The organism is Streptomyces sp. DS1-CR2 (assembly GCF_055760475.1).
This window is the reverse complement of record NZ_CM147085.1, coordinates 5,698,491-5,718,479: the sequence shown is the minus strand read 5'-3', so window position 1 is coordinate 5,718,479 and position 19,989 is coordinate 5,698,491. Positions and strand designations below refer to the sequence as shown.

Below are 19,989 nucleotides of genomic sequence, written 5' to 3'. Positions count from 1 at the left end.
TCGACGCTACGCCGTCGAGTGTGGCGGAAGCCGGGCTTTCGCAGGGTCCCGTGCCGCACGGGTGTGCCGCGATTCACGAACGTACGCGGTGGTGGCGAAGTGCCCCTCTCGCCCCGTTTCCCCCGTACGGGCCACAGGCCGTTCGAACGGGGGCGCGATGGCGGAAGCTGTCAGGTGTGAGATTCCGCGCGTTCTTCGCCGTCCCATCGCGCGCGCCTCATGTCGAGGCGCGGGACGTGCCCCTCGGACGTACGGGAGGCTTCGCGCAGGGGGGTGCTCTCCGCGCGGTAGTGCGCCATGGCGTCCAGTTCGTGGCCGGGCAGCAGCACGCCGTCGGAGCGCACCACGCGCCACCACGGAACGCCTCCTCCGTAGAGGGCCATCACGCGGCCGACCTGGCGCGGGCCGCCCTCACCGAGCCATTCGGCGACGTCCCCGTAGGTCATGACGCGCCCGGGCGGGATCAGCTCCGCGACCTCGAGCACCCGCTCCGCGTACTCCGGCAGCTCTCCCGCCGCACCGCTCTCCTCGCTCATCCGACCCATCCTGCCGCACCCCACCGACACTGTGACGGCCCGGTCACGGGGCGTGGAGAGGCATATGAAGAAGCACGAATCCGCGGTTGCGGGATACTTTGCTCCCCCGCATTGCACCCTGATGCCCCCCTGTGTCAGTGGGACGTGCCACCATCGTGCGGGCGGTGACCGGTGATACGAGACCAAGAAGAAACGACGGAGCAGCAGGGCGTGCATCCCGATAAGGCGGAAGGCACCTCTGGGGCTTCGGCGCGCCCGGACGGCGAAGAGGCCGACCACTCCCCCGTGACCGAGCGCCGTGGCCACCGGGCGGCGGCGCCACAGGCGGACGTGCCCGCGAAGGCCGTGGAGGCCGGGCCCGAGCGGACCGAGGTCCCTCTGGTCGACCCGGAGTGCATCGACGCCGACGCGCACGCCGAGCGGGTCGACGGCGACGAACCCCTCCTCCCCGCGCGCGTGCACCGCCCCTCCGACCTGATGCGGCTCCTGGTGGGCGTGCTCGCGATCGCCGTGCTGCTGTCGATCGCCGCGTTCGCCCACGGCACGACGTCGGGCCTTCAGCAGGACATCAGCAAGGGCACGGGCGCCGCTCCCGACCTCATGATCAAGTTCGCGGGGCTCGCGTCGAGCATCGCAATCCTTCTGGTACCGGTCGCCTTCGCGATCGAGCGGCTGATCAAACGCGACGGGCTGCGGATCGCCGACGGTGTACTCGCGGCCGTCCTCGCGCACGGGGTGACGCTGGCGACGGACCTGTGGGTCGCCCAGGGCGCCCCGTCGTCGATCCAGGACGCACTCACCCGCCCGTCGCCGGGCGACATCCACGCGCTGACAGATCCGGTGCACGGCTATCTCGCGCCCGTCATCGCCTATATGACGGCTGTGGGGATGTCCCGCAGACCACGCTGGCGCGTGGTGCTGTGGGTGGTGCTGCTGCTCGACGCGTTCGCGATGCTGGTCACCGGCTACACGACACCGTTCTCGATCATCCTGACGGTCCTGATCGGCTGGACGGTCGCCTACGGCACGCTCTACACGGTCGGTTCGCCGAACGTGCGTCCCACTGGTCAGACGCTCCTCGCGGGCCTGCGGCACGTCGGCTTCCACCCTGTCAGCGCGGCCCGCGAAGAGGCCCACGAGAGCACCACGGAGAACGGCGACAGAGGGAGGCGCTACTTCGTCACCCTGGAGGACGGCCCCCCGCTCGACGTCACCATCGTCGACCGTGAGCAGCAGGCCCAGGGCTTCTTCTACCGCGTGTGGCGCCAGCTGACGCTGCGGGGCATCACCACGGGACGCAGTCTCCAGTCCCTGCGCCAGGCTCTGGAGCAGGAGGCACTTCTCGCGTACGCGGCGATCGCGGCCGGGGCCAACGCCCCGAAGCTGATCGCGACGTCCGAGCTCGGCCCCGACGCGGTGATGCTCGTGTACGAGCACGCGGGCGGCCGTTCGCTGGACTCGGTGCCGGACGAGGAGATCACCGACGAGCTGCTGCGCGACACCTGGCACCAGGTGCAGGCGCTCCAGTCGCGGCGTATCGCCCATCGGCGGCTCACCGGCGACGCGATTCTGGTGGATCGTTCCGGCACGGTGATCCTCACGGATCTGCGCGGCGGCGAGATCGCGGCCGGCGACCTGATCCTGCGCATGGACATCGCCCAGCTCCTGGCCACGCTGGGCCTGCGCGTGGGCGCCGAGCGGGCCGTGGCGTCGGCCGTGGGCGTGCTCGGCCCCGACGCGATCGCCGACTGTCTGCCGCTGCTCCAGCCCATCGCCCTGAGCCGTAATACGCGCTCGACGCTGCGCAGGCTCGGCAGGGAGCGTTCCGAACGCGAGCGCGAGGCCGTGCTCGAGGCTTCGCGCAGGGCGAAGCAGGCCCGCCTGGACGAGGCCTCCCAGGCTGCGGCCTCCCTTGCCGAGGCCTCTCCGGCCGGGAGATCAACGCCTACCGAGACGGTCACCGAGCACGCGGCGCCCCCGTCGGCCAAGACCTCCGCGAAGGCAGAACGGCAGACGGAGAAAGCCGAGCGGCAGGCCGAGAAGAAGGCCATCGACGAAGCCCTGGACGAGGCGCGCGAGGAGGATCTGCTCACCCAGATCCGCCACCAGGTGCTCCGCATCCGGCCGCAGGCACCCGTCGAACCGGCCCGCCTGGAGCGCGTCAAACCGCGCACCCTCGTGAGCTTCATCGCGGGCGCCATCGGCGCGTACTTCCTCCTGTCGCAGCTGACGCACATCGAGTTCGGCACGCTGTTCCGAGAGGCCCAGTGGGGCTGGGTCGCCGCCGCCGTCCTGTTCTCGGCGCTGAGCTACTTCGCCGCCGCGATGAGCCTGCTCGGGTTCGTCCCGGAGCGCGTCCCCTTCCTGCGGACCGTCGCGGCGCAGGTCGCCGGCTCGTTCGTGAAGATCGTGGCACCGGCCGCCGTAGGCGGTGTCGCGCTCAACACCCGCTTCCTGCAACGCTCGGGCGTGCGCCCCGGGCTCGCGGTGGCCAGCGTCGGCGCCTCCCAGCTCTTCGGTCTGGGCGCCCACATCATGATGCTGCTGACCTTCGGCTATCTGACCGGCACGGAGAAGACCCCGTCCCTGTCGCCGTCCCGGACGGTCATCGCGGGCCTGCTGACCGTGGCGGTCCTCGTGCTCGTGGTGACGTCGATCCCCTTCCTGCGGAAGTTCGTCGTCACGCGCGTACGGTCCCTGTTCGCCGGCGTCGTACCGCGCATGCTGGACGTGCTCCAGCGGCCGCAGAAGCTGCTCACCGGCATCGGCGGCATGCTCCTCCTGACGGCCTGCTTCGTGATGTGCCTGGACGCGTCGATCCGCGCCTTCGGGGACGAGACGACGACGCTCAGCCTGGCCAGCGTCGCGGTCGTGTTCCTCGCCGGCAACGCGCTCGGCTCGGCCGCGCCGACACCGGGCGGTGTGGGCGCCGTCGAGGCGACCCTGACGGTCGGACTCATCGCGGTCGGCCTGCCCAAGGAGGTCGCGGCCCCGGCCGTGCTGCTCTACCGGCTCATGACGCTGTGGCTGCCGGTCCTGCCGGGCTGGCTCTTCTTCAACCACCTCTCCCGGAAGGGCTCCCTGTAGGGACGCGTTTGCGGGGAGGCGTCCTCGTCGTAGAGGCACGTTCCCAGAGCGGCTCCCCGTAGAGGCACGTTTCCCGAACGGGCGGCTCCCCGTAGAGGCACATTTCCCGAACGGGCGGCTCCCCGTAGAGGCACATTTCCCGAACGGGCTCCCCGTAGAGCCCGCCCCCGTAGCCGTCGTCGTCGCTCACCCGCACGGCCCACGCCCCGAGCGCCCCGTGGGCCGTCGCCGCAGGATGGGTTCATGCCCAATCCGACCCGGCCGCGTGCCGCTGCCCTGGCCGCCACCGCCGTCCTCTTGGCCTCCGCCCTCGCGGCGTGCGGCAGCGACACGCATGACGTGGATGTGAGGTCCCAGTCCCTCAGCTGGAAGGACTGCCCCGCGCCCTCGGAGTCGGAGGGCGGCGGCCCCGCGCCCTCCCCACTGCCCGGCGGCGCCACCTGGCAGTGCGCCACCATGCAGACGCCCCTCGACTGGGACAAGCCCGAGGGCGACACGATCGGCCTCGCGCTCATCCGCGCCAAGTCCTCCGGCGCCAAAAACAAGCGCATCGGGTCACTCATCTTCAACTTCGGCGGCCCCGGCGGCTCCGGGGTCACCACGCTGCCCGCGTTCGGCAGCGAGTACACAAAGCTGCGCACCCGCTACGACCTGGTGAGTTTCGACCCGCGCGGCGTCGGCCGCAGCGACGGTGTGAAGTGCGAGAACGACGCGCAGCTCGACAAGTACTTCCAGCAGGACGCCATCCCCGACGACACCGCCCAGACGAAGAAGCTCGTCAGCAACGTCACCCAGTTCAACAACGCCTGCGAGAAGAACTCCAGGACGGTCATCCCGCACGTCGCCACGACCGACGCTGCCCGCGACATGGACCTGATGCGGCAGGTGCTCGGCGACGACAAGATGCACTACTTCGGGATCTCCTACGGCACCGAACTGGGCGGCGTGTACGCCCACTTGTTCCCGAAGAAGGTGGGCCGCGCCGTCTTCGACGGTGTCGTCGACCCCACCCAGAACGCCGAGGAGAGCTCGCTCGGCCAGGCCAAGGGCTTCCAGCTCGCCCTCGACAACTACGCGAAGGACTGCACCTCCAAGGTCGAGGACTGCCCGGTCGGCGACACCCCCGCGGAGGTCAAGGCCAAGATCGCGAAGCTGCTCAAGGACCTCGACTCCAAGCCGATCCCGGGGGTCTTCCCGCGCGAGCTGACGCAGACCGCCGCGACGAACGGCATCGCGCAGTCGCTGTACTCCAAGGACTTCTGGGAGTACCTCACCGAGGGCCTCGCCCAGGCCTACGAGGGTGACGGCAAGATCCTCATGCTGCTTTCGGACTCCATGAACGGCCGTAACGAGGACGGCACGTACAGCAACCTCCAGGCCGCCAACGTCGCCATCAACTGCGCCGACGACAAGCCCCGTTACACGCCGGCTTACGTCCGCTCGAAGCTCCCCGAGTTCCGGGCCGCCTCGCCCCTGTTCGGCGACTTTCTCGCGTGGAGCATGCTCAGCTGCACGGACTGGGCGGTCGCCGGCGCCGCGAACCACCCCGACGTGAGCGCGACCGGCTCGGCGCCGATCGTCGTCGTCGGCAACACGGGCGACCCCGCCACCCCGTACGAAGGTGCGAAGAAGATGGTCGGCGCGCTCGGCGATGGTGTCGGGGTGCAGGTCACGTACGAAGGCCAGGGGCACGGCGCGTACGACAGCGGGAACAAGTGTGTGCGCGGTGCCGTGGACAACTATCTGCTGAACGGGACGGTGCCGAAGGCGGGCACGGTCTGCAAGTAGCCGCGGGGTACGGGTGTTCGGCTCGCACGCCCGGTCGCCGACGCGCTCTGACGCAGGTGATTGTCAGTGGCGCTGCCTAGGATGGTCTGACTGTCTTCGGGACCGGGGGCAGGCGAGGGGGATCGCCAGGGGGAGGTGCCTGTGTCGCGTCATGTTCGTTCGTTCGCGCTGCTGGCCGCGGGGCTGCTGGTGGCGGGGGCCGCCGCGGGCTGCGGCGGGCCGGGAGACAAGGCCGGGCACGGCGAGGGAAAGGGGCAACCACAGCCACCGCGTTCGTCGCCGCCCTCACCGTCGTCACCGCCCCGCTCGGACAAGGCCGTCCCCGGCGCGCTGCCCCGGTTGCCCACCGCGCTCACCTCGCAGCGGCTCGACTGGGGCCGCTGCAAGGCCACCGACGAAGGCCCCGCGCCCGGCTCCGACTGGCAGTGCGCGACGCTGAAGGCGCCGCTCGACTACACGAAGCCGGACGGGGAGACCATCGGCGTCGCCCTCATCCGCGCCAGGTCCACGGGCGGGAGCGGACGTTCTGCCTCACTCCTGTTCAACTTCGGCGGGCCGGGCGGCTCGGGGGTCTCGATGCTGCCCGCCTTCGCACCCGATTACGCGAAGCTGCGCGAGCGCTACGACCTGGTGAGCTTCGACCCGCGCGGCGTCGGCGCGAGTGAGGGGGTGCGCTGCCGCGACGACAAGGCGATCCAGGCCGCCGAGTCCGTCGACCTCACGCCGGAAACCCCCGCCGAGGAGCGGGCGTACTTCAAGGACGCCTCCGACTTCGGCGCGGGCTGCGCGCGGCAGGCCGGCAAGCTGCTCGGGCACGTGTCGACGGACGAGACGGCCCGCGACATGGACCTGGCGCGCCAGGCGCTCGGCGACGACAAGCTGCACTACATGGGCGTCTCGTACGGGACCCAACTGGGCGGCGTGTACGCGCACTTGTTCCCCGGCAAGGTGGGCCGGCTCGTCCTGGACGCCGTGGTCGACCCGGCCGCGGACACCGTGGGCCACGCGGAGAACCAGACGAGGGGCTTCCAGCGGGCCCTCGACAACTACCTCGAGTCCATCGGCCAGGACCCGGATCAGGGCTCCCGGAAGATCGCCGCGCTGCTGAAGCGGATCGACGCGAAGCCGCTGCCGGCCTCGGGTGGCCGCGTGCTCAACCAGTCGCTCGCCACGATCGGCATCACCGTCACCCTGTACAGCAAGAACAGTTGGCCCGCGCTGACGCGTGGCCTGGAGGCGGCGGAGCAGGGGGACGGAACGGCGCTGCTCGCGCTGGCCGACGCGTACAACGAGCGGAGTCCCTCCGGGCATTACAGCTCGCAGAGCCATGCGCAGCGGGCGATCTCCTGCCTCGACGACAAGGAACGGCCGTCGCCGCAGGAGGCGCGCAAGCGTCTCGCGTCGTTCCGCGGGATTTCGCCCGTCTTCGGGGAGTTCATGGCCTGGGACACGGCGGGCTGGTGCCATGACTGGCCGGTGCCGGGCCAGTACGAGACGCCCGAGGTCAGCGCGCCGGGCGCCGCCCCGATCCTCGTCGTGGGGAACACGGGCGACCCGGCGACCCCGTACGAGGGCGCCCACAGGATGGCGGACGAGCTCGGCAAGGGTGTCGGCGTCGAGCTCACCTGGAAGGGCGAGGGGCACGGCGCGTACGGCAGCGGGTCGGGCTGCGTCGACTCGGCGGTGAACGGCTATCTCCTGGAGGGCCGAATACCGCGCGACGGGAAGGTCTGCTCCTGAGACGGACGCCGACGCGCCCTATGCGGTGCTCTATGACGAACGGGACCCGCACGCGAGGTGCGGGACCCGTTCGGAAAAGCTGCCCCCAGACCGGCGTCGACCGCGCGGGCCGACGGGCGGTCTAGTAGACCGGCTTCTCGGGCTCGATCTGGTTGACCCAGCCGATCACGCCGCCGCCGACGTGCACGGCGTCCGCAAAGCCCGCGGACTTCAGAACGGCGAGGACTTCCGCACTGCGGACACCCGTCTTGCAATGCAAGACGATCTTCTTGTCCTGCGGGAGGCTCTCCAGGGCGGTGCCCATGAGGAACTCGTTCTTCGGGATCAGCCGGGCGCCGGGGATCGAGACGATCTCGTACTCGTTCGGCTCGCGGACGTCGATGATCTCGATGTTCTCGCCGTCGTCGATCCACTCCTTGAGCTGCTTGGGAGTGATCGTCGCGCCGGCCGCCGCCTCCTGGGCCTCCTCGGACACGACGCCGCAGAAGGCCTCGTAGTCGATGAGCTCGGTGACGGTGGCGTTCGGGCCGCAGACCGCGCAGTCGGGGTCCTTGCGGACCTTGACCTGGCGGTACTGCATCTCCAGGGCGTCGTAGATCATCAGGCGGCCGACGAGCGGCTCGCCGACACCCGCGAGGACCTTGATCGCCTCGGTGACCTGGATGGAGCCGATGGACGCGCACAGCACACCCAGGACGCCGCCCTCGGCGCAGGAGGGGACCATGCCGGGGGGCGGGGGCTCCGGGTAGAGGCAGCGGTAGCACGGGCCGTGCTCGGACCAGAAGACCGAGGCCTGGCCGTCGAAGCGGTAGATCGAGCCCCACACGTACGGCTTGTTGAGCAGCACGCACGCGTCGTTGACCAGGTAGCGGGTCGCGAAGTTGTCCGTGCCGTCGACGATCAGGTCGTACTGGCTGAAGATGTCCATCACGTTCTCGGCCTCGAGCCGCTCTTCGTGGAGGATCACGTTCACGTACGGGTTGATGCCGAGGACGGAGTCCTTGGCGGACTCGGCCTTGGAGCGGCCGATGTCGGCCTGGCTGTGGATGATCTGGCGCTGCAGGTTCGACTCGTCGACCTCGTCGAACTCGACGATGCCGAGCGTGCCCACACCGGCCGCGGCCAGGTACATGAGCGCCGGCGAACCGAGGCCGCCGGCGCCCACGGCGAGCACCTTGGCGTTCTTCAGCCGCTTCTGCCCGTCCATCCCGACATCGGGGATGATCAGGTGGCGGGAGTACCTGCGGACCTCGTCTACGGTGAGCTCAGCAGCTGGCTCTACCAGGGGTGGCAGCGACACGGGGGCTCCGTTGATCGTCATTTCCGAACAGTGGTGATTCCGTCAACACTGCCACGCCCCTCTTCATTCCGAGACACCCGTTCCGACCCGCGAGACGATGTCGTCCCAGTACCCGGGCATGGCCTCCCAGGGGTCGGCGGCGCCGCCGCGGTCCGTGCGGTCGGTGAAGTAGATCGTCCCGGCGCCCTGCCAGCGGGCGATGCGCAGCGCCTCGTCGAGGTGCCCGCGGGGCACGCCGTGCACCAGGTGACAGAAGCGCTCGGGCGGGTAGTCGGCCGTCCACTCGGCGACCTGGGACCAGCGGTAGTCGCTCCACGGCCCGGAGAAGGTCACCAACTGATCAGCGGTCTCGGCGTAGCCGGGATACGGGTGCGTGCCGTGCCCGAGGACGATGTGGGCGTCCTCACACAGGGCGCGCAGCGTGGTGACGATACGGCGGATCTCGGGGAGGGCGGCCCGCTCGGTCGGGCAGCGGTCGAGGGAGAACCCGTCGACGCGGTACCAGTCGAGATAGCGGTGGGCGTCGGAGACGACCTCGCCGAACGAGCGGGCGCCGTAGGTGAGATCGAGGTGCCCGAGGACCCGTACGTCGCGGTTGCGCAGCCTGCCCGCGGCTTCGAGGCAGTGCGGGTCGGGGCGGGCCCCGGGGCCGTCCGCGACGTTCAGGACGACCCAGTGCAAGGGAGCGCCGGGACGGGTGAGTTCGGCCCATTCGACGGGCGCCATGAGGGGGTGTGCGTAGCCGGGGATACCGAAGCCGAGCCGTATGTCGGTGCTCGCGGTCCCGGGGGCGGTGGGGGTCAGATACGGCATGCCGCTTCCATCCAGATGTCGGCGAGTGATTCCTCGAGGTTGATGCGGGGGCGCCAGCCGAGCCGGTCGCGTGCGGTGCGCACGTCGGCCTGCTGCCAGCTGCCGCAGCCGTCCGGGTACGGGTACGCGGCGGGTGCCATGTGGTCGGGGTCGGAGCGGGGGTGGCCGAGCGTCGGGCGGACGGGGCCGCCGGGTGAGTCGAGCTCGTGGAGCGCGCCGCCGAAGCCGGCGACGCGGGCGAGCACGGACGCCGCGTCCCGCAGCCGGACGGCGCGGCCCGAGCCGATGTTGATGACGCCCTGCGCGGCGGAGAGCGAGGCGGCGTGGACGGCGCGGGCCACGTCGCGTACGTCGATGAAGTCGCGCTGCGCGCCGAGTCCGCCGAGCTTGAGTTCGCCGTCGCCGGACTGCATGGCGCGGCGCATGGCCTCGGCGAGACGGCCGAGGGGCGAGCCGGCGGGGGTGCCGGGCCCGGCCGGGGAGAACACGCGCAGGACGACGGCGTCGAGGCCGGAGCCGAGGACGAGTTCCGTCGCGGCGAGCTTGCTCACGCCGTACGGTCCGCCGGGCCGCGGCACGGCATCCTCAGCGGTGGAGGAGCCGGGCTGCGAGGGCCCGTACTCGGCGCCGCAGCCGATCTGGACGAGGCGGGCGCCGCAGCCGCTGCGCCGCAGGGCCTCGCAGACGGTGGCGACGGCGACGGTGTTGTGGCGGGTGAGGTCGCGGGCGCCGCCGCGGGTGGCTCCCGCGCAGTTGATGACGACTCCCGGGTGGACCGCGTCGAGGAAGCGGGTCAGTGCGCCCGGGCTTCCGGTGGCGAGGTCGAACCGTACGTCCGCGTCGTCTCCCCGGCCGAGTGCGGTGAGCTGCACGGCGGGGTCGGCGAGCAGGCGGTCGGCGACGAAGCGGCCGAGGTATCCGTTGGCTCCGATCAGCAGCACCCTCATCGGGCGGCTCCCCGGGTGAGCTCTCCGAGTTCTCCGGGAAGTCCTGGACGCCCGGGGTGTCCGGATGGTTCGGGGCCTCCAGGGGGAGGGATGGTCATCTCGCGTTCTCCTTAGGGGTGTTGCCGTGGGTCTTCGGAAGGCCCGCGGTGTCGGCCCCGCGGGAGGGGAGCGGCCGGCCGGCCGCTTCGTGTGGTCGTACGGCGTCGGGCGCGGTCACGGGGCGGCGTCCGTGGGCGCGTGGGCGGAGGCCCGGGTGAGGGTGCGGGCCGCGTGGACGAGGAGGGTGAGCACGGCGGCGCCACAGGCCAGGGCGGGTACGGTGCCGGGCCCCCAGGCGTCGACGGCCGTCTCTACGGGGACGGCGAGGAAGCCGCAGCCGGGAAGGCGTCCTGCGAACACGGTGGAGACGGCGAGCGCCTCGGCCGCGGCGGCCGCGCCGAGGACGACGGCGGGCGCGTGGGTACGGCCGTGCGCCGTGAGCAGGCGGGCGAGCAGCAGGAGCGCGCCGAGCGTTCCGGCGCCGGCGTATGCGGCGTCCTGGCCTAGTACGGCGGCGGCCACCCCGATGAGGGCGCACAGCGCGCACAGGAAGAGCGCGAAGACGGCGAGGAGGAGGGGGCGCACGGAGGCGGCGAACTCTTCGAGGCCCCGGCTGGAGGCGAGCCTGCGCCGGGCGACTGTGCCGAAGAGCTGGGCGCACCAGGCGCCGGGCGCGACGGCGAAGGCCAGGGCGAGGAGGGGGGCGGTGGCGGGGGCCCAGGCCTCGTCGGGGCCGCCCGCGACAGCAGCTGTCAGGAGTCCGTCGCCGAGGAGGGCATAGGCGAGGAGCCAACAGGTCCAGGCGCGGGCGGCGGGCACGGTGTGGGCGGTGGCGCGCAGCGGGCCCCGGCGCAGGGCGGCGCGGAGTGCGGCGGAGACGGCGAGCACGCCGCCGGCCCCGACCGCGAGTCGCATCCGTCCCTCGGTGAAGTTGAGTCCTACGAGGGTGAGGGCGCCCAGCGCGCCGGGCAGCAGCGTGAGGACGGCCCAGACGGGGCGCCGGCCGTGAGGTGTGTCGGATGCGGCGTGCCGGGTTTCCGGTTCGATGTCGCTGCCGCGGGGCATGCGCGCGTGCATCTCTTCGGCGAGCGAGAAGACGTCGCGGTGCCGGAAGCGGGCAGCGGTCCGGTCGGTGAGGCCGTGGGCTTCCAGACCGGCCGCGATCTCCAGGGGGTCGACGGCACGCTCGCAGAGCTCGCGGTGCCGGTGCATCAGGGCTTTCACAGGGTCCACGCCCGTACGGCGCCGACTGCCGCCGCTGGCCTCGTCTGCCTTGGGGAGGCTGCCGGGGTGGGCGGTGCCGGAGGGAGGGGAGGCCGGCGCCAGGGGCGTATCGGGGAGCGGGCTGCCCGTTGGCGCGGATGCGGATGCGGCGTCGGCGCGCCAGGCCGCGGGTTCGTTCAGCAAGGCTTCGTCGGCAGGCACGGAGTCGAGTCCCCGGGCCGGAAACCCCGGTCCAGCCCCCGGCACCGGCCCCGGCTCCGCCCGCCGTCCCGATTCCGGCTCACCGTCCGGCCCCGCAACCGGCTCAGCACCCGGCCCCGGCCCAACGCCCAACCCCGTCTCAGGCCCCCGAGCCAGCCCCGACTCAGCGCCTGCCCCAGGCCCAGCCTCCCCCAACGCCTCCTGCGACCCCGTCCCCCACGCGTCCGCGCCACCCGGCACCTGCGGCGCGTCCAAGCCCGCGCCCACGACCGTCTCGCCCAACTCCCGCCCGCTCACGCGTCCGCCTCCCCACCGGGAAACGCCCCGGCCAACTGCCCGTGCTCACCGGCCGGCCGCTCCCCGCCACCGCCCGAACCGACGGCTCCGCCCGAGCCGGTCCCCTCACCCGAGCCAACGCCCCCGCCCAAACCGCCGGCCCTGCCCGAGCCGGCGGCCTCCCCCTCCCCCTCCGCCCAACCAGGCGCGCCCCCAGAAGCGGAGCGCCCCGCCAGCCACGTCCCGAAACCCCCGCCCGACTCGCTCGTCGGTGCGGTCCAGCGGCCCGGTACATGGGCCTCCGGAGGGTTGGCGAAGGGCAGGGGTTCGCCCGCGTCGTCCACGGGTTCACGGCGCACGGGGCAGTGGGAAACGATCTCCAGGTAAATGCCGTGAAATGCCGTGATGTTCTGCTCGACGGTGAAGAGTTCGAGCGCCCGTGCCCGCGCGGCCGCGCCGAGGCGCTCGCGGCGCCCCGGGTCCCGCAGCAGCGACACACAGGCCTCGGCGAGCGCCCGCGGGTTGCGCGGCGGGACCACCAGGCCGGTGCCGCCGATGACCTCGACGACGGCGCCCGCGTCGGTCGAGACCGTGGCGCGTCCGCAGAACATCGCCTCGACGAGGCTGATCGGGAACCCCTCGACGATGCTCGACAGGACGACGACGCTCCCGGCGGCGTACGCGTCCGCGAGGTCGGGTGTCTCGGGCCCGCCGATCTCCTCGAAGGAGACGGGGTTGTCGCCCATCGCGTGGGCGCCCTCCGCCTCGTCGGGGAAGAGCTGGGCGGCGAGGGCCTTGCAGTGGGCGAGGTAGGCGGCCGCCTCGGGCCCGTCGGCGGGTGCTCCGACGAGGCGCAGGCGGGCCTTGGGCTCGTCCTTGCGGATCTCCGCGAAGGCGTGGAGGAGAGAGATCAGGTCCTTGGAGGGTTCGATGCGGCCGACCCAGACCAGGGTGCCGGGCTCCCCCGGCTCCTCGCGCTCGCCGATCTCGGCGAAGCGGGAGGACTCCATGCCGGGGTGGACGGTGCGCAGTTTCGCGCGGTCGGCGCCGCACCGCTCCTGCCAGCGCCGGGCGTGCGTGTTGCCCGGGGTGATGATCGCGGCCTGCCGGTAGGTCTCGGCGGCGAGGCGGCCGTGGAAGGCGGCGAGCATCGCCCGTACGGGGGCGCTCAGTTCGGCGTCGCCGGCCGCGATGTAGTGGGCCCGCAGCTGTACGCCGTACTCCGTGACGAGGAGGGGGACGCCGGAGAAGTGGTGGGCGACGAGTCCGGGCAGGGCGGCGGGGCCGCCGGAGGTGGCGTGGCACAGGTCGACCGAGCCGAGGCCGTCGTCGCCGTACCAGTCGAGGGAGAGCGGGCGCAGGGCGCGTTCGATGTGTCCGGCGACGGCGAGGAGGTCGGGGACGCGGGCGGCGCGAGCCGCGCGCAGGGCGCCCGGTGCGCGGCAGGCGCGCTCCAGCGTGCGCACGGCGGTTTCGGAACGCAGGGCGCCGACGAGTCCGCCTTCGTCACGGGCGAGTTCGGCGAGCTTGTACAGCCCGTTGCCGAAACGGTCCGCCTCGGCGCTCGAGGAGTCGGCGGGCACGCCCGCGAGGCCGGCGGTCTCAGGGGAAGCGCCCGTGCAGACGGCCGCCGCCAGCTCCGCGTACGCGTCGGCGAAGCGCCGCCTGCTGCGGCGCCCGTAGCCGATGCCGTCGTCGTCGGCGGTCCACACCGGAGCGGTGCGCACCCGGCTGACCTGCGGCGGCAGTTCGATCCAGCCGCGGTCCTCCTGGTCCTGGCTGCGGCTGAGCGCGTAGAGGTCGAACTCATGCTGCTCGAGCCCGCGCACGAGCCGGTCGCACCAGAGTCTGGCCTCACCGCTCACATACGGATAGCCACCCTCCGTAAGCAGTCCGATGCGCACGAGTACACCCCCGATCTCCCGTCTGGGGAGCCGCCGTTGGTCCGGTGGCTCAGCGGGACGAACGTATGCGGACATGCCGGTGGCGTGATGGACGGTTGTCCATCACGCCACCAAAAGGGGTGAACGGCCGTAACTTTCCCGTGCGGGTGGCGTTCTGTCGCGCTACACGCCCATTCAGTTACGGAGTGTCATGCTGCGGCCAGCTCCCTGCGCGCGGTGCGTCGCCGCGCGGCGACGGGCGGATCGCGCGCCGGCACGGCGGCGAGCGGCTGCCGGGCGTACGGCCCTGCGGCGCGCCGTAGAACCCGTACACGGTGCCGCACTCGACGACGCGCCCCTTGCGCCACGCGCGCCCCGCGCCACGCGCCCCGCGGATCAACCCTCGGGAAAGGCCCAGGGGTTGGGCTTGCAGGTGATTCCGTCGAAGGTCAGAAACTTGGTCTGCTGCTGCATGACGGGCGCGAGCGCGCCGTTCTTCGTGCAGGTCACGTGGTTGAACCCGAGCCGGTGCCCGACCTCGTGATTGATGAGCATCTGCCGGTACAGATGGATCTTGTTCCCGTACGTCGTCGATCCCTGCGCCCACCGATAGGCGTTGATCATGACGCGGTCGGTGGCGGCGGAATCGCAGGACACATTGTCCTCGGTCGTGTCGAGCCCGGATTTCTCGCACCAGACGCCGGTGGTCCCCGGACTGGCGAGCGTAATCACGAAGTCGGGCTTTCCGGAGGAAATCCGCTCGAAAGTCCTGCCGCCGTCATGGGCCCAACTGCGGTCGTCGTTCAGGGTCTTCTGCACGGCCTGCGCGAAAAGCCCGGCGTCGAGCCCGAGCCCGTTCTCGACGTCGATCCGGTACCGGAACTTCTGCCCCTTGCCCGGTGCCCTGTCGAATCCGGGCACCGCCGTGAACTTCCCGGAACCCTTGAGCTTGGCGGACAGGGGATACGTCTTGCCCATCTTCTGGTCGTACGTCAGCGGGGTGACGGGCCGCGCCTTGCCCCCGGGGGTGGCCCGGTCGTCCGAACGCGACGCCGACCCGTTCGTCAACCGCTTGTCGGGCCCTCCCGCGGGCTGCGCCTGGGTGTCGGCCTTGTCGCCGCGCCCCTCGACGACATGTCCGGCGACGACGACCGCGAGCACAGTGGTCACAGCGGCGGCCGCGATGCCGGTGTACGTACGGCCCTTGCGCCGTTTGTCACCCGGCTCCTCGTCCTCGGCAGAGCCGGCGGCGGCCTCGTCGGGTTCGCCGCCCTTCACGTCCCAGTCGGTGACGTCGCCGTACGGGTCGGAGGGGTGCCGGGGCTGCGGGGGCCGCGGCGGCTGGGCGAACGCGTCTACGTATTCCTGCCGCGGCCTGCTGCGCGGCGCCGGCACGACCGGCGCGGCCGCGTACCCGACGCCCGTCCGGGTCTCGCCCCGGGCACCCCCCTCGAACTGCTCAGGATGCCCACCCCGCACATGCGGAACGCCGTGCGCGGGCGTGCCCTGCGGAAATCCATGGGACGGCGTCACACGGGGCGACCCTTGAGCCGGAGTCCCCTGCGCCGGGAAACCGTGCGGCGGGGTCGCCTGCGGAAAGCCATGTGCGGGGGTCGCCTCGGAGAACCCACGCGACGTGGGCCCCTGCGGCGGAGCCGCCTGCTGGAAGCCGCGTGGCGGGGTCGCCTGCGGGAAACCACGCGGCGGAGTCGCCTGCGGAAATCCGTGCGCGGGCGTCGCCTCGGAGAACCCGCGCGGCGGCCCGGCGTTCGGCGGTGCGCCGCGGTACGGGGCCGGCCCCGGCTGGGCCTGCCCGCGCGGGGCGCCCTGCTGCGCCTGGGGTCCCGGCGTGGTGGGGCGTGGGACATCGGGGGCGCCGCGTCGGCGACGGCCGCGGCCTGCCGCGACCGGCTCCGCGTCGTCCAGGGGTGCGGGCGTCGGTGCCGGTGCCGGCCCCCGGCGGCTATGTCGTCCCACTCGCCGCCTCAGCTCCCCGCCCGCTCGTCCTGTCGCCTTCGGTCAGTTCCCCCGCATCCGCGAGGAGTTCACGCATCGCCGTGGCGACCGTCTCCGGATACTCCATCATCGCCACGTGCCCCGCGTCCGGCAGGGTCAGGAGCCGCGAGGAACGGAACGTCCGCGCGGCCCGCCCCGCCATCCGGTAGGACACGAGCTGATCGCGTCCACCGTAGACGAGGAGCGTGGGCGCGAGGACACGTTCGGCCTGACGCCAGAGCCCATGCTGCCCGCCCAAGGTGTACGCGTTCACGACGCCACGCGCCGAACGGGCCATCGCGTCCCAGAAATAAGGCAGTTGAAGCCGTCGCTCCATCTCCTCGACGGCGGCCCGGTACCCGTCGGGGCTGACCCGGCCGGGATCCCCGTAGCAGAGCGCCGTGACGCCGCGAACCCGCTGTTCGGCGGTCCAGTCCCTGGTGAGGCGAGTGAAGAGCGAGGCCACGCCCGGTACGGCAAGCAGTGCGGTCGGTACCGCCGTGCGCTGCACGCGGATCTCGGGCAGCGCGGGCGAAACGAGCGTGAGGGTGCGCACGAGGTCGGGCCGTACGGCCGCGACCCGGGTCGTGATCGCCCCGCCGAGGGAGTTGCCGACGAGGTGGACGGGTCCGCGGCCCGCCGCGTCGAGGTGGCGGATGACGGCGCGGGCGTGCCCGGTCACCGAGTAGTCGCCGTCGTCCGGCGGCGGTGAGTCGCCGAAGCCGGGCAGATCGAGCGCCTCGCCGTCGACGACGTCCTCCAGGAGCGGCATGAGGGCCGACCAGTTCTGGGAGGAGCCGCCGAGGCCGTGCACGTACAGCGCGGGCGGCAGCCCTGCGCGGGTGCCGGGGCGGGAACGGATGGTGAGCGTGAGCCCCGGAAGGCCGACCGAGCCGAGCCGCTCGCCCTCCGCGACCCTGACGGTGGCCGGCTTGGGCCCCACGGCCGCGACAGCGGCGGGCACACGCGGCGACTCGGTCGAAGACATGCGGGATATGTTACGAGACGATCACGCACTGGATCGTGTGTTCGCCGTCACAGATCGCATCGCGCCCGGTTCTGGTGTCTCCTACGCTCGGATCTGGGCACCCGCCCACATGAGGACGGCAAGGACACATGAGGGAAGGGAGCCGCCATGACGGTCGACCCATCCGACCCCGAGACATTCGAGGCGCAGGAGGATGACACGGAGTTCGGCGTCGAGGCCCCCGAGGCGGACGCGGCCGAGCAGCTCACGGAGCTCGCTCCGCACCGGGACGAGCCTCCGTCGGACGCGGACCCGGACGCCGCGAACGAGGCGGACCGTGCCGAACAGGCCCGCGTGGTGGAGCTGGACGAGGACGACTATCGGTGACCTGCCCGTATTTGCCCGCATGCGGACGGTTTCCATAGCTGTCCGGTCCGTGAAATTGTGCGTTCGCACCGCGCACACCACGGTTACCGAAAAGTACGATGGCGAAGCGGCGCACACCGCAACGGACAATCTTGGGAGGCGGCGTGACAGCCATCGAGCAGACAGAGGCAGCGCGCCCTCGGGGCACGCGCCTGCCGCGCCGTGCCCGACGTAACCAGCTCCTGGGCGCGGCCCAGGAGGTATTCGTCGCACAGGGATACCACGCGGCGGCCATGGACGACATCGCGGAGCGCGCGGGCGTCAGCAAGCCGGTGCTCTACCAGCACTTCCCCGGCAAGCTCGACCTCTACCTTGCCCTGCTCGACCAGCACTGCGAGGCGCTCCTGCTGGCCGTGCGCACGGCACTGGCCTCCACGTCCGACAACAAGCAGCGGGTCGCGGCCACGATGGACGCGTACTTCGCCTACGTGGAGGACGAGGGCGGCGCGTTCCGCCTGGTCTTCGAGTCGGACCTGACGAACGAGCCCGCGGTGCGCGAGCGCGTGGACCGCGTCAGCCTGCAGTGCGCGGAGGCGATCTCCGACGTCATCGCCGAGGACACCGGCCTGTCCAAGGACGAGTCGATGCTGCTCGCCGTCGGCCTGGGCGGCGTATCGCAGGTCGTGGCGCGCTACTGGCTCTCCAGTAAGTCGACGATGCCCCGCGACAAGGCCGTGCAGCTCCTGACATCCCTGGCGTGGCGGGGCATCGCCGGCTTCCCGCTGCACGGCACCGACCACCACTGACGAGGCGCGGCGCACGGCGCGCGGCGTTTACGGTCTTGTTCGCTCCTGGCGTGCAGCCTGGACGCCGGGTACGTCCCCTCACCGGGCTAATGTGTGGTGGGTACGGCGCGGTCGTCCGCGCACATCACGGATCGTCGGAGGGACAAGGCCGTGGAGGTCAAGATCGGCGTGCAGCACACGCCCCGCGAGATCGTTCTGGAGAGCGGCCAGACCGCCGAGGAAGTCGAGAGCGCGGTGTCCGAGGCACTGTCCGGCAAGGTGCAGCTGCTGACTCTGGTGGACGAGCACGGCCGCAAGGTCCTGGTGCCGGCCGAGCGCCTGGCGTACGTGGAGATCGGTGAGCCGACGGTACGCAAGGTGGGCTTCGGCCCGGTGTAACCACACGTACGGCGGCACGGAAGACATACGGGAAAGGCCCGGTGGCAACAGCCACCGGGCCTTTCCCGTGCCTGTCCGCGACGCCCCGCCCTTCACAGCGCGAGCACAGCGAAGCCATACGGGGAGGATTGCATTCCGCGGCCTGGGGGTACACCGGTCACGACCGATTTGCACCACGGCCAATGCGGGAGGGACCCCACACAATGCTCCTCGAAGCGCTCGGCTCCGCCCTGCTCGGCTTCGGCCTCGCCTGGGCCGCGACTGTCCGCCTGCCCCGCCGGCTCCCGCCCCGGGCGCTCGTGCTGCCGACAGGAATCGCGGGTGCGCTCTTCGGGGCGTTTCTGACCCACACCGCGCTCGGCTCCGGCCACGCCCTTGCCACCCTCGTCGGAGCGGTCGTCGTGGGCGTGGCGCTCCTGTCGCTGCTGCTCCGCCCCTCTGCCCCGGTCCGCCGGTCGGCGCCGGCCTAGGCCGTGACCGACCGGCGGTGAGGCGGCCTCAGGCCGCGAGCCCCAGCGCGGCCATCCGCTTGGTGTGCGCCTCGGTGATCCGCGAGAACATCCGGCCGACCTCCGCGAGGTCGAAACCGTCGGCCACGCCGCCGACGAGCATCGTCGACAGGGCGTCCCGGTCGGCGACGACCCGCTGCGACTGCGAGAGCGCCTCACCCATCAGGCGTCGCGCCCACAGCGCGAGCCGCCCGCCCACGCGCGGCTCGGCCTCGATCGCGGCCCGCACCTTCTCCACGGCGAAGCTGGCGTGCCCGGTGTCGTCGAGGACGGCGAGGACGAGGGAGCGGGTGTCCGAGTCGAGGCGCGCGGCGACCTCGCGGTAGAAGTCACTGGCGATCGAGTCGCCGACGTACGCCTTGACCAGGCCTTCCAGCCAGTCCGACGGCGCGGTCTGCTTGTGGAAGCCGTCGAGCGCGGCGACGAAGGGCTCCATCGCCTCGGTCGGCGCGACGCCGATCGCCGAGAGCCGGTCGTGCAGCTGCTCGAAGTGGTGGAATTCTGCGGACGCCATTTTCGCGAGCTCGGCCTTGTCTCCGAGCGTCGGCGCCAGCTTCGCGTCCTCGGCGAGCCGCTCGAAGGCGGCCAGCTCTCCGTACGCGAGTGCGCCGAGCAGATCCACGACCGCTGCGCGGTAATGGGGGTCGACGGATGCCTTCGCCCAGTCCTGGGCGGCGATTCCGGTGGGTTCGTCGGCTGCGGCGGCGGTGTCAGGCGTCTCCATGAACGGCACAATAGCCCGCCGACCGCCGCTCGGAAGTCCCTGGTCAATGACTGTGACGACGACTACGTGACCAATTCGGCCATCGCACATGCGCGATTCCGGGGTATGGTGGTAAAGAGCCCGCCGGGTACGAGCAGCACTTTTACGCGTCTGTTTGTACGCGTTTCGACGGGCTTCATGAATGAGGATGCCCGGTCGGTGGCCCGATCGGCTCCGACCCGACAGCCCTCCGGGCGGTACGTCACACGACGTACGGCAAGAGGAGGGAATCCCTCAGCGGTACGAGCGCTCGAGCGTCGGCAGTGGTCCCGCGTCACCCGGCCCGCCCGCCTCTCGCTGGCGACCGGCGATCAATCGGCACGGTCACGACCCCCGCGTTCGCCTCGCACCGCGTCTCACAGAAGAGGCAA

General features: G+C 71.8%; 16 protein-coding genes. 7 read left to right on the top strand and 9 right to left on the bottom strand.

All coding sequences use genetic code 11. From position 1 onward, the window contains the following. Nucleotides 1-170 precede the first annotated feature (170 nt). Complete coding sequence (locus ACY0PA_RS27405) at nt 171-545, bottom strand: MGMT family protein (protein ID WP_473080258.1); 375 nt, start codon at nt 543-545, stop codon at nt 171-173. 162 nt (nt 546-707) lie between these two features. On the opposite strand from ACY0PA_RS27405, the gene ACY0PA_RS27400 reads away from it, so the two are divergent. The 3 genes from ACY0PA_RS27400 (at nt 708) to ACY0PA_RS27390 (ending at nt 7,151) form a co-directional block, all read left to right on the top strand. After that, entirely contained in the window at nt 708-3,623 is a 2,916-nt protein-coding gene (locus ACY0PA_RS27400) for a lysylphosphatidylglycerol synthase domain-containing protein (RefSeq protein ID WP_473080257.1), read from the top strand. Nucleotides 3,624-3,866: 243 nt separating this feature from the next. Next, nucleotides 3,867-5,411 carry an alpha/beta hydrolase gene (locus ACY0PA_RS27395; RefSeq protein ID WP_473080256.1) on the top strand — a complete coding sequence of 515 codons (1,545 nt, stop codon included), beginning with the start codon at nt 3,867-3,869 and terminating at the stop codon, nt 5,409-5,411. Between the two features lie 141 nt (nt 5,412-5,552). Further along, on the top strand, nt 5,553-7,151 hold the full coding sequence (locus tag ACY0PA_RS27390; protein ID WP_473080255.1) for an alpha/beta hydrolase: 1,599 nt from the start codon (nt 5,553-5,555) through the stop codon (nt 7,149-7,151). A gap of 121 nt (nt 7,152-7,272) precedes the next feature. On the opposite strand, the gene moeZ is transcribed toward ACY0PA_RS27390, so the two are convergent. The 7 genes from moeZ to ACY0PA_RS27355 all read right to left on the bottom strand — a co-directional run bounded on the left by moeZ (nt 7,273) and on the right by ACY0PA_RS27355 (nt 16,817). Continuing rightward, nucleotides 7,273-8,451 (bottom strand): adenylyltransferase/sulfurtransferase MoeZ, encoded by a 1,179-nt coding sequence (gene moeZ / locus ACY0PA_RS27385; protein ID WP_473086449.1) that lies wholly within the window; start codon nt 8,449-8,451, stop codon nt 7,273-7,275. A 63-nt stretch (nt 8,452-8,514) separates the two neighbouring features. Continuing rightward, nucleotides 8,515-9,264, bottom strand: coding sequence for a spherulation-specific family 4 protein (locus ACY0PA_RS27380; RefSeq protein ID WP_473080254.1), 750 nt, complete (start codon nt 9,262-9,264; stop codon nt 8,515-8,517). Then, entirely contained in the window at nt 9,252-10,211 is a 960-nt protein-coding gene (locus ACY0PA_RS27375; RefSeq protein ID WP_473080253.1) for an NAD-dependent epimerase/dehydratase family protein, read from the bottom strand. The genes ACY0PA_RS27380 and ACY0PA_RS27375 overlap by 13 nt, the downstream gene beginning before the upstream one ends. A 213-nt stretch (nt 10,212-10,424) precedes the next feature. Further along, a complete protein-coding gene (locus ACY0PA_RS27370; protein WP_473080252.1) occupies nt 10,425-11,675 on the bottom strand; it encodes a hypothetical protein in 1,251 nt (416 codons plus the stop codon). 293 nt (nt 11,676-11,968) lie between these two features. After that, nucleotides 11,969-13,855: a DUF3492 domain-containing protein gene (locus ACY0PA_RS27365; RefSeq protein WP_473080251.1), complete on the bottom strand. Its 1,887-nt coding sequence runs from the start codon at nt 13,853-13,855 to the stop codon at nt 11,969-11,971. A 375-nt stretch (nt 13,856-14,230) separates the two neighbouring features. After that, entirely contained in the window at nt 14,231-15,811 is a 1,581-nt protein-coding gene (locus ACY0PA_RS27360; protein ID WP_473080250.1) for a DUF3152 domain-containing protein, read from the bottom strand. After that, nucleotides 15,798-16,817, bottom strand: a complete 1,020-nt coding sequence (locus ACY0PA_RS27355) for an alpha/beta fold hydrolase (protein ID WP_473080249.1) — start codon at nt 16,815-16,817, stop codon at nt 15,798-15,800. The genes ACY0PA_RS27360 and ACY0PA_RS27355 overlap by 14 nt, the downstream gene beginning before the upstream one ends. Before the next feature lie 147 nt (nt 16,818-16,964). On the opposite strand from ACY0PA_RS27355, the gene ACY0PA_RS27350 reads away from it, so the two are divergent. From ACY0PA_RS27350 to ACY0PA_RS27335, 4 genes are all read left to right on the top strand, one after another. After that, entirely contained in the window at nt 16,965-17,183 is a 219-nt protein-coding gene (locus ACY0PA_RS27350; protein ID WP_473080248.1) for a hypothetical protein, read from the top strand. A 143-nt stretch (nt 17,184-17,326) separates the two neighbouring features. Further along, nucleotides 17,327-17,968, top strand: coding sequence for a TetR/AcrR family transcriptional regulator (locus tag ACY0PA_RS27345; RefSeq protein WP_100596647.1), 642 nt, complete (start codon nt 17,327-17,329; stop codon nt 17,966-17,968). A gap of 150 nt (nt 17,969-18,118) precedes the next feature. After that, nucleotides 18,119-18,346 (top strand): DUF3107 domain-containing protein, encoded by a 228-nt coding sequence (locus ACY0PA_RS27340; RefSeq protein WP_206302077.1) that lies wholly within the window; start codon nt 18,119-18,121, stop codon nt 18,344-18,346. Between the two features lie 203 nt (nt 18,347-18,549). Further along, the gene (locus ACY0PA_RS27335) at nt 18,550-18,816 is read left to right on the top strand and encodes a hypothetical protein (RefSeq protein ID WP_329570573.1); all 267 of its coding nucleotides are present in this window, start codon (nt 18,550-18,552) and stop codon (nt 18,814-18,816) included. A gap of 28 nt (nt 18,817-18,844) precedes the next feature. Here ACY0PA_RS27335 and ACY0PA_RS27330 read toward each other — a convergent pair whose 3' ends face one another. After that, complete coding sequence (locus tag ACY0PA_RS27330) at nt 18,845-19,579, bottom strand: ferritin-like fold-containing protein (protein ID WP_100596696.1); 735 nt, start codon at nt 19,577-19,579, stop codon at nt 18,845-18,847. Nucleotides 19,580-19,989 lie beyond the last annotated feature (410 nt).

What these genes read in the sequence shown, in the direction of transcription:
- ACY0PA_RS27405 (WP_473080258.1), bottom strand. Translation starts at nt 545, where the DNA reads ATGGGTCGGATGAGCGAGGAGAGCGGTGCGGCGGGAGAGCTGCCGGAG.
- ACY0PA_RS27395 (WP_473080256.1), top strand. Translation starts at nt 3,867, where the DNA reads ATGCCCAATCCGACCCGGCCGCGTGCCGCTGCCCTGGCCGCCACCGCC.
- ACY0PA_RS27380 (WP_473080254.1), bottom strand. Translation starts at nt 9,264, where the DNA reads ATGCCGTATCTGACCCCCACCGCCCCCGGGACCGCGAGCACCGACATA.
- ACY0PA_RS27375 (WP_473080253.1), bottom strand. Translation starts at nt 10,211, where the DNA reads ATGAGGGTGCTGCTGATCGGAGCCAACGGATACCTCGGCCGCTTCGTC.
- ACY0PA_RS27355 (WP_473080249.1), bottom strand. Translation starts at nt 16,817, where the DNA reads ATGTCTTCGACCGAGTCGCCGCGTGTGCCCGCCGCTGTCGCGGCCGTG.
- ACY0PA_RS27350 (WP_473080248.1), top strand. Translation starts at nt 16,965, where the DNA reads ATGACGGTCGACCCATCCGACCCCGAGACATTCGAGGCGCAGGAGGAT.
- ACY0PA_RS27335 (WP_329570573.1), top strand. Translation starts at nt 18,550, where the DNA reads ATGCTCCTCGAAGCGCTCGGCTCCGCCCTGCTCGGCTTCGGCCTCGCC.
- ACY0PA_RS27330 (WP_100596696.1), bottom strand. Translation starts at nt 19,579, where the DNA reads ATGGAGACGCCTGACACCGCCGCCGCAGCCGACGAACCCACCGGAATC.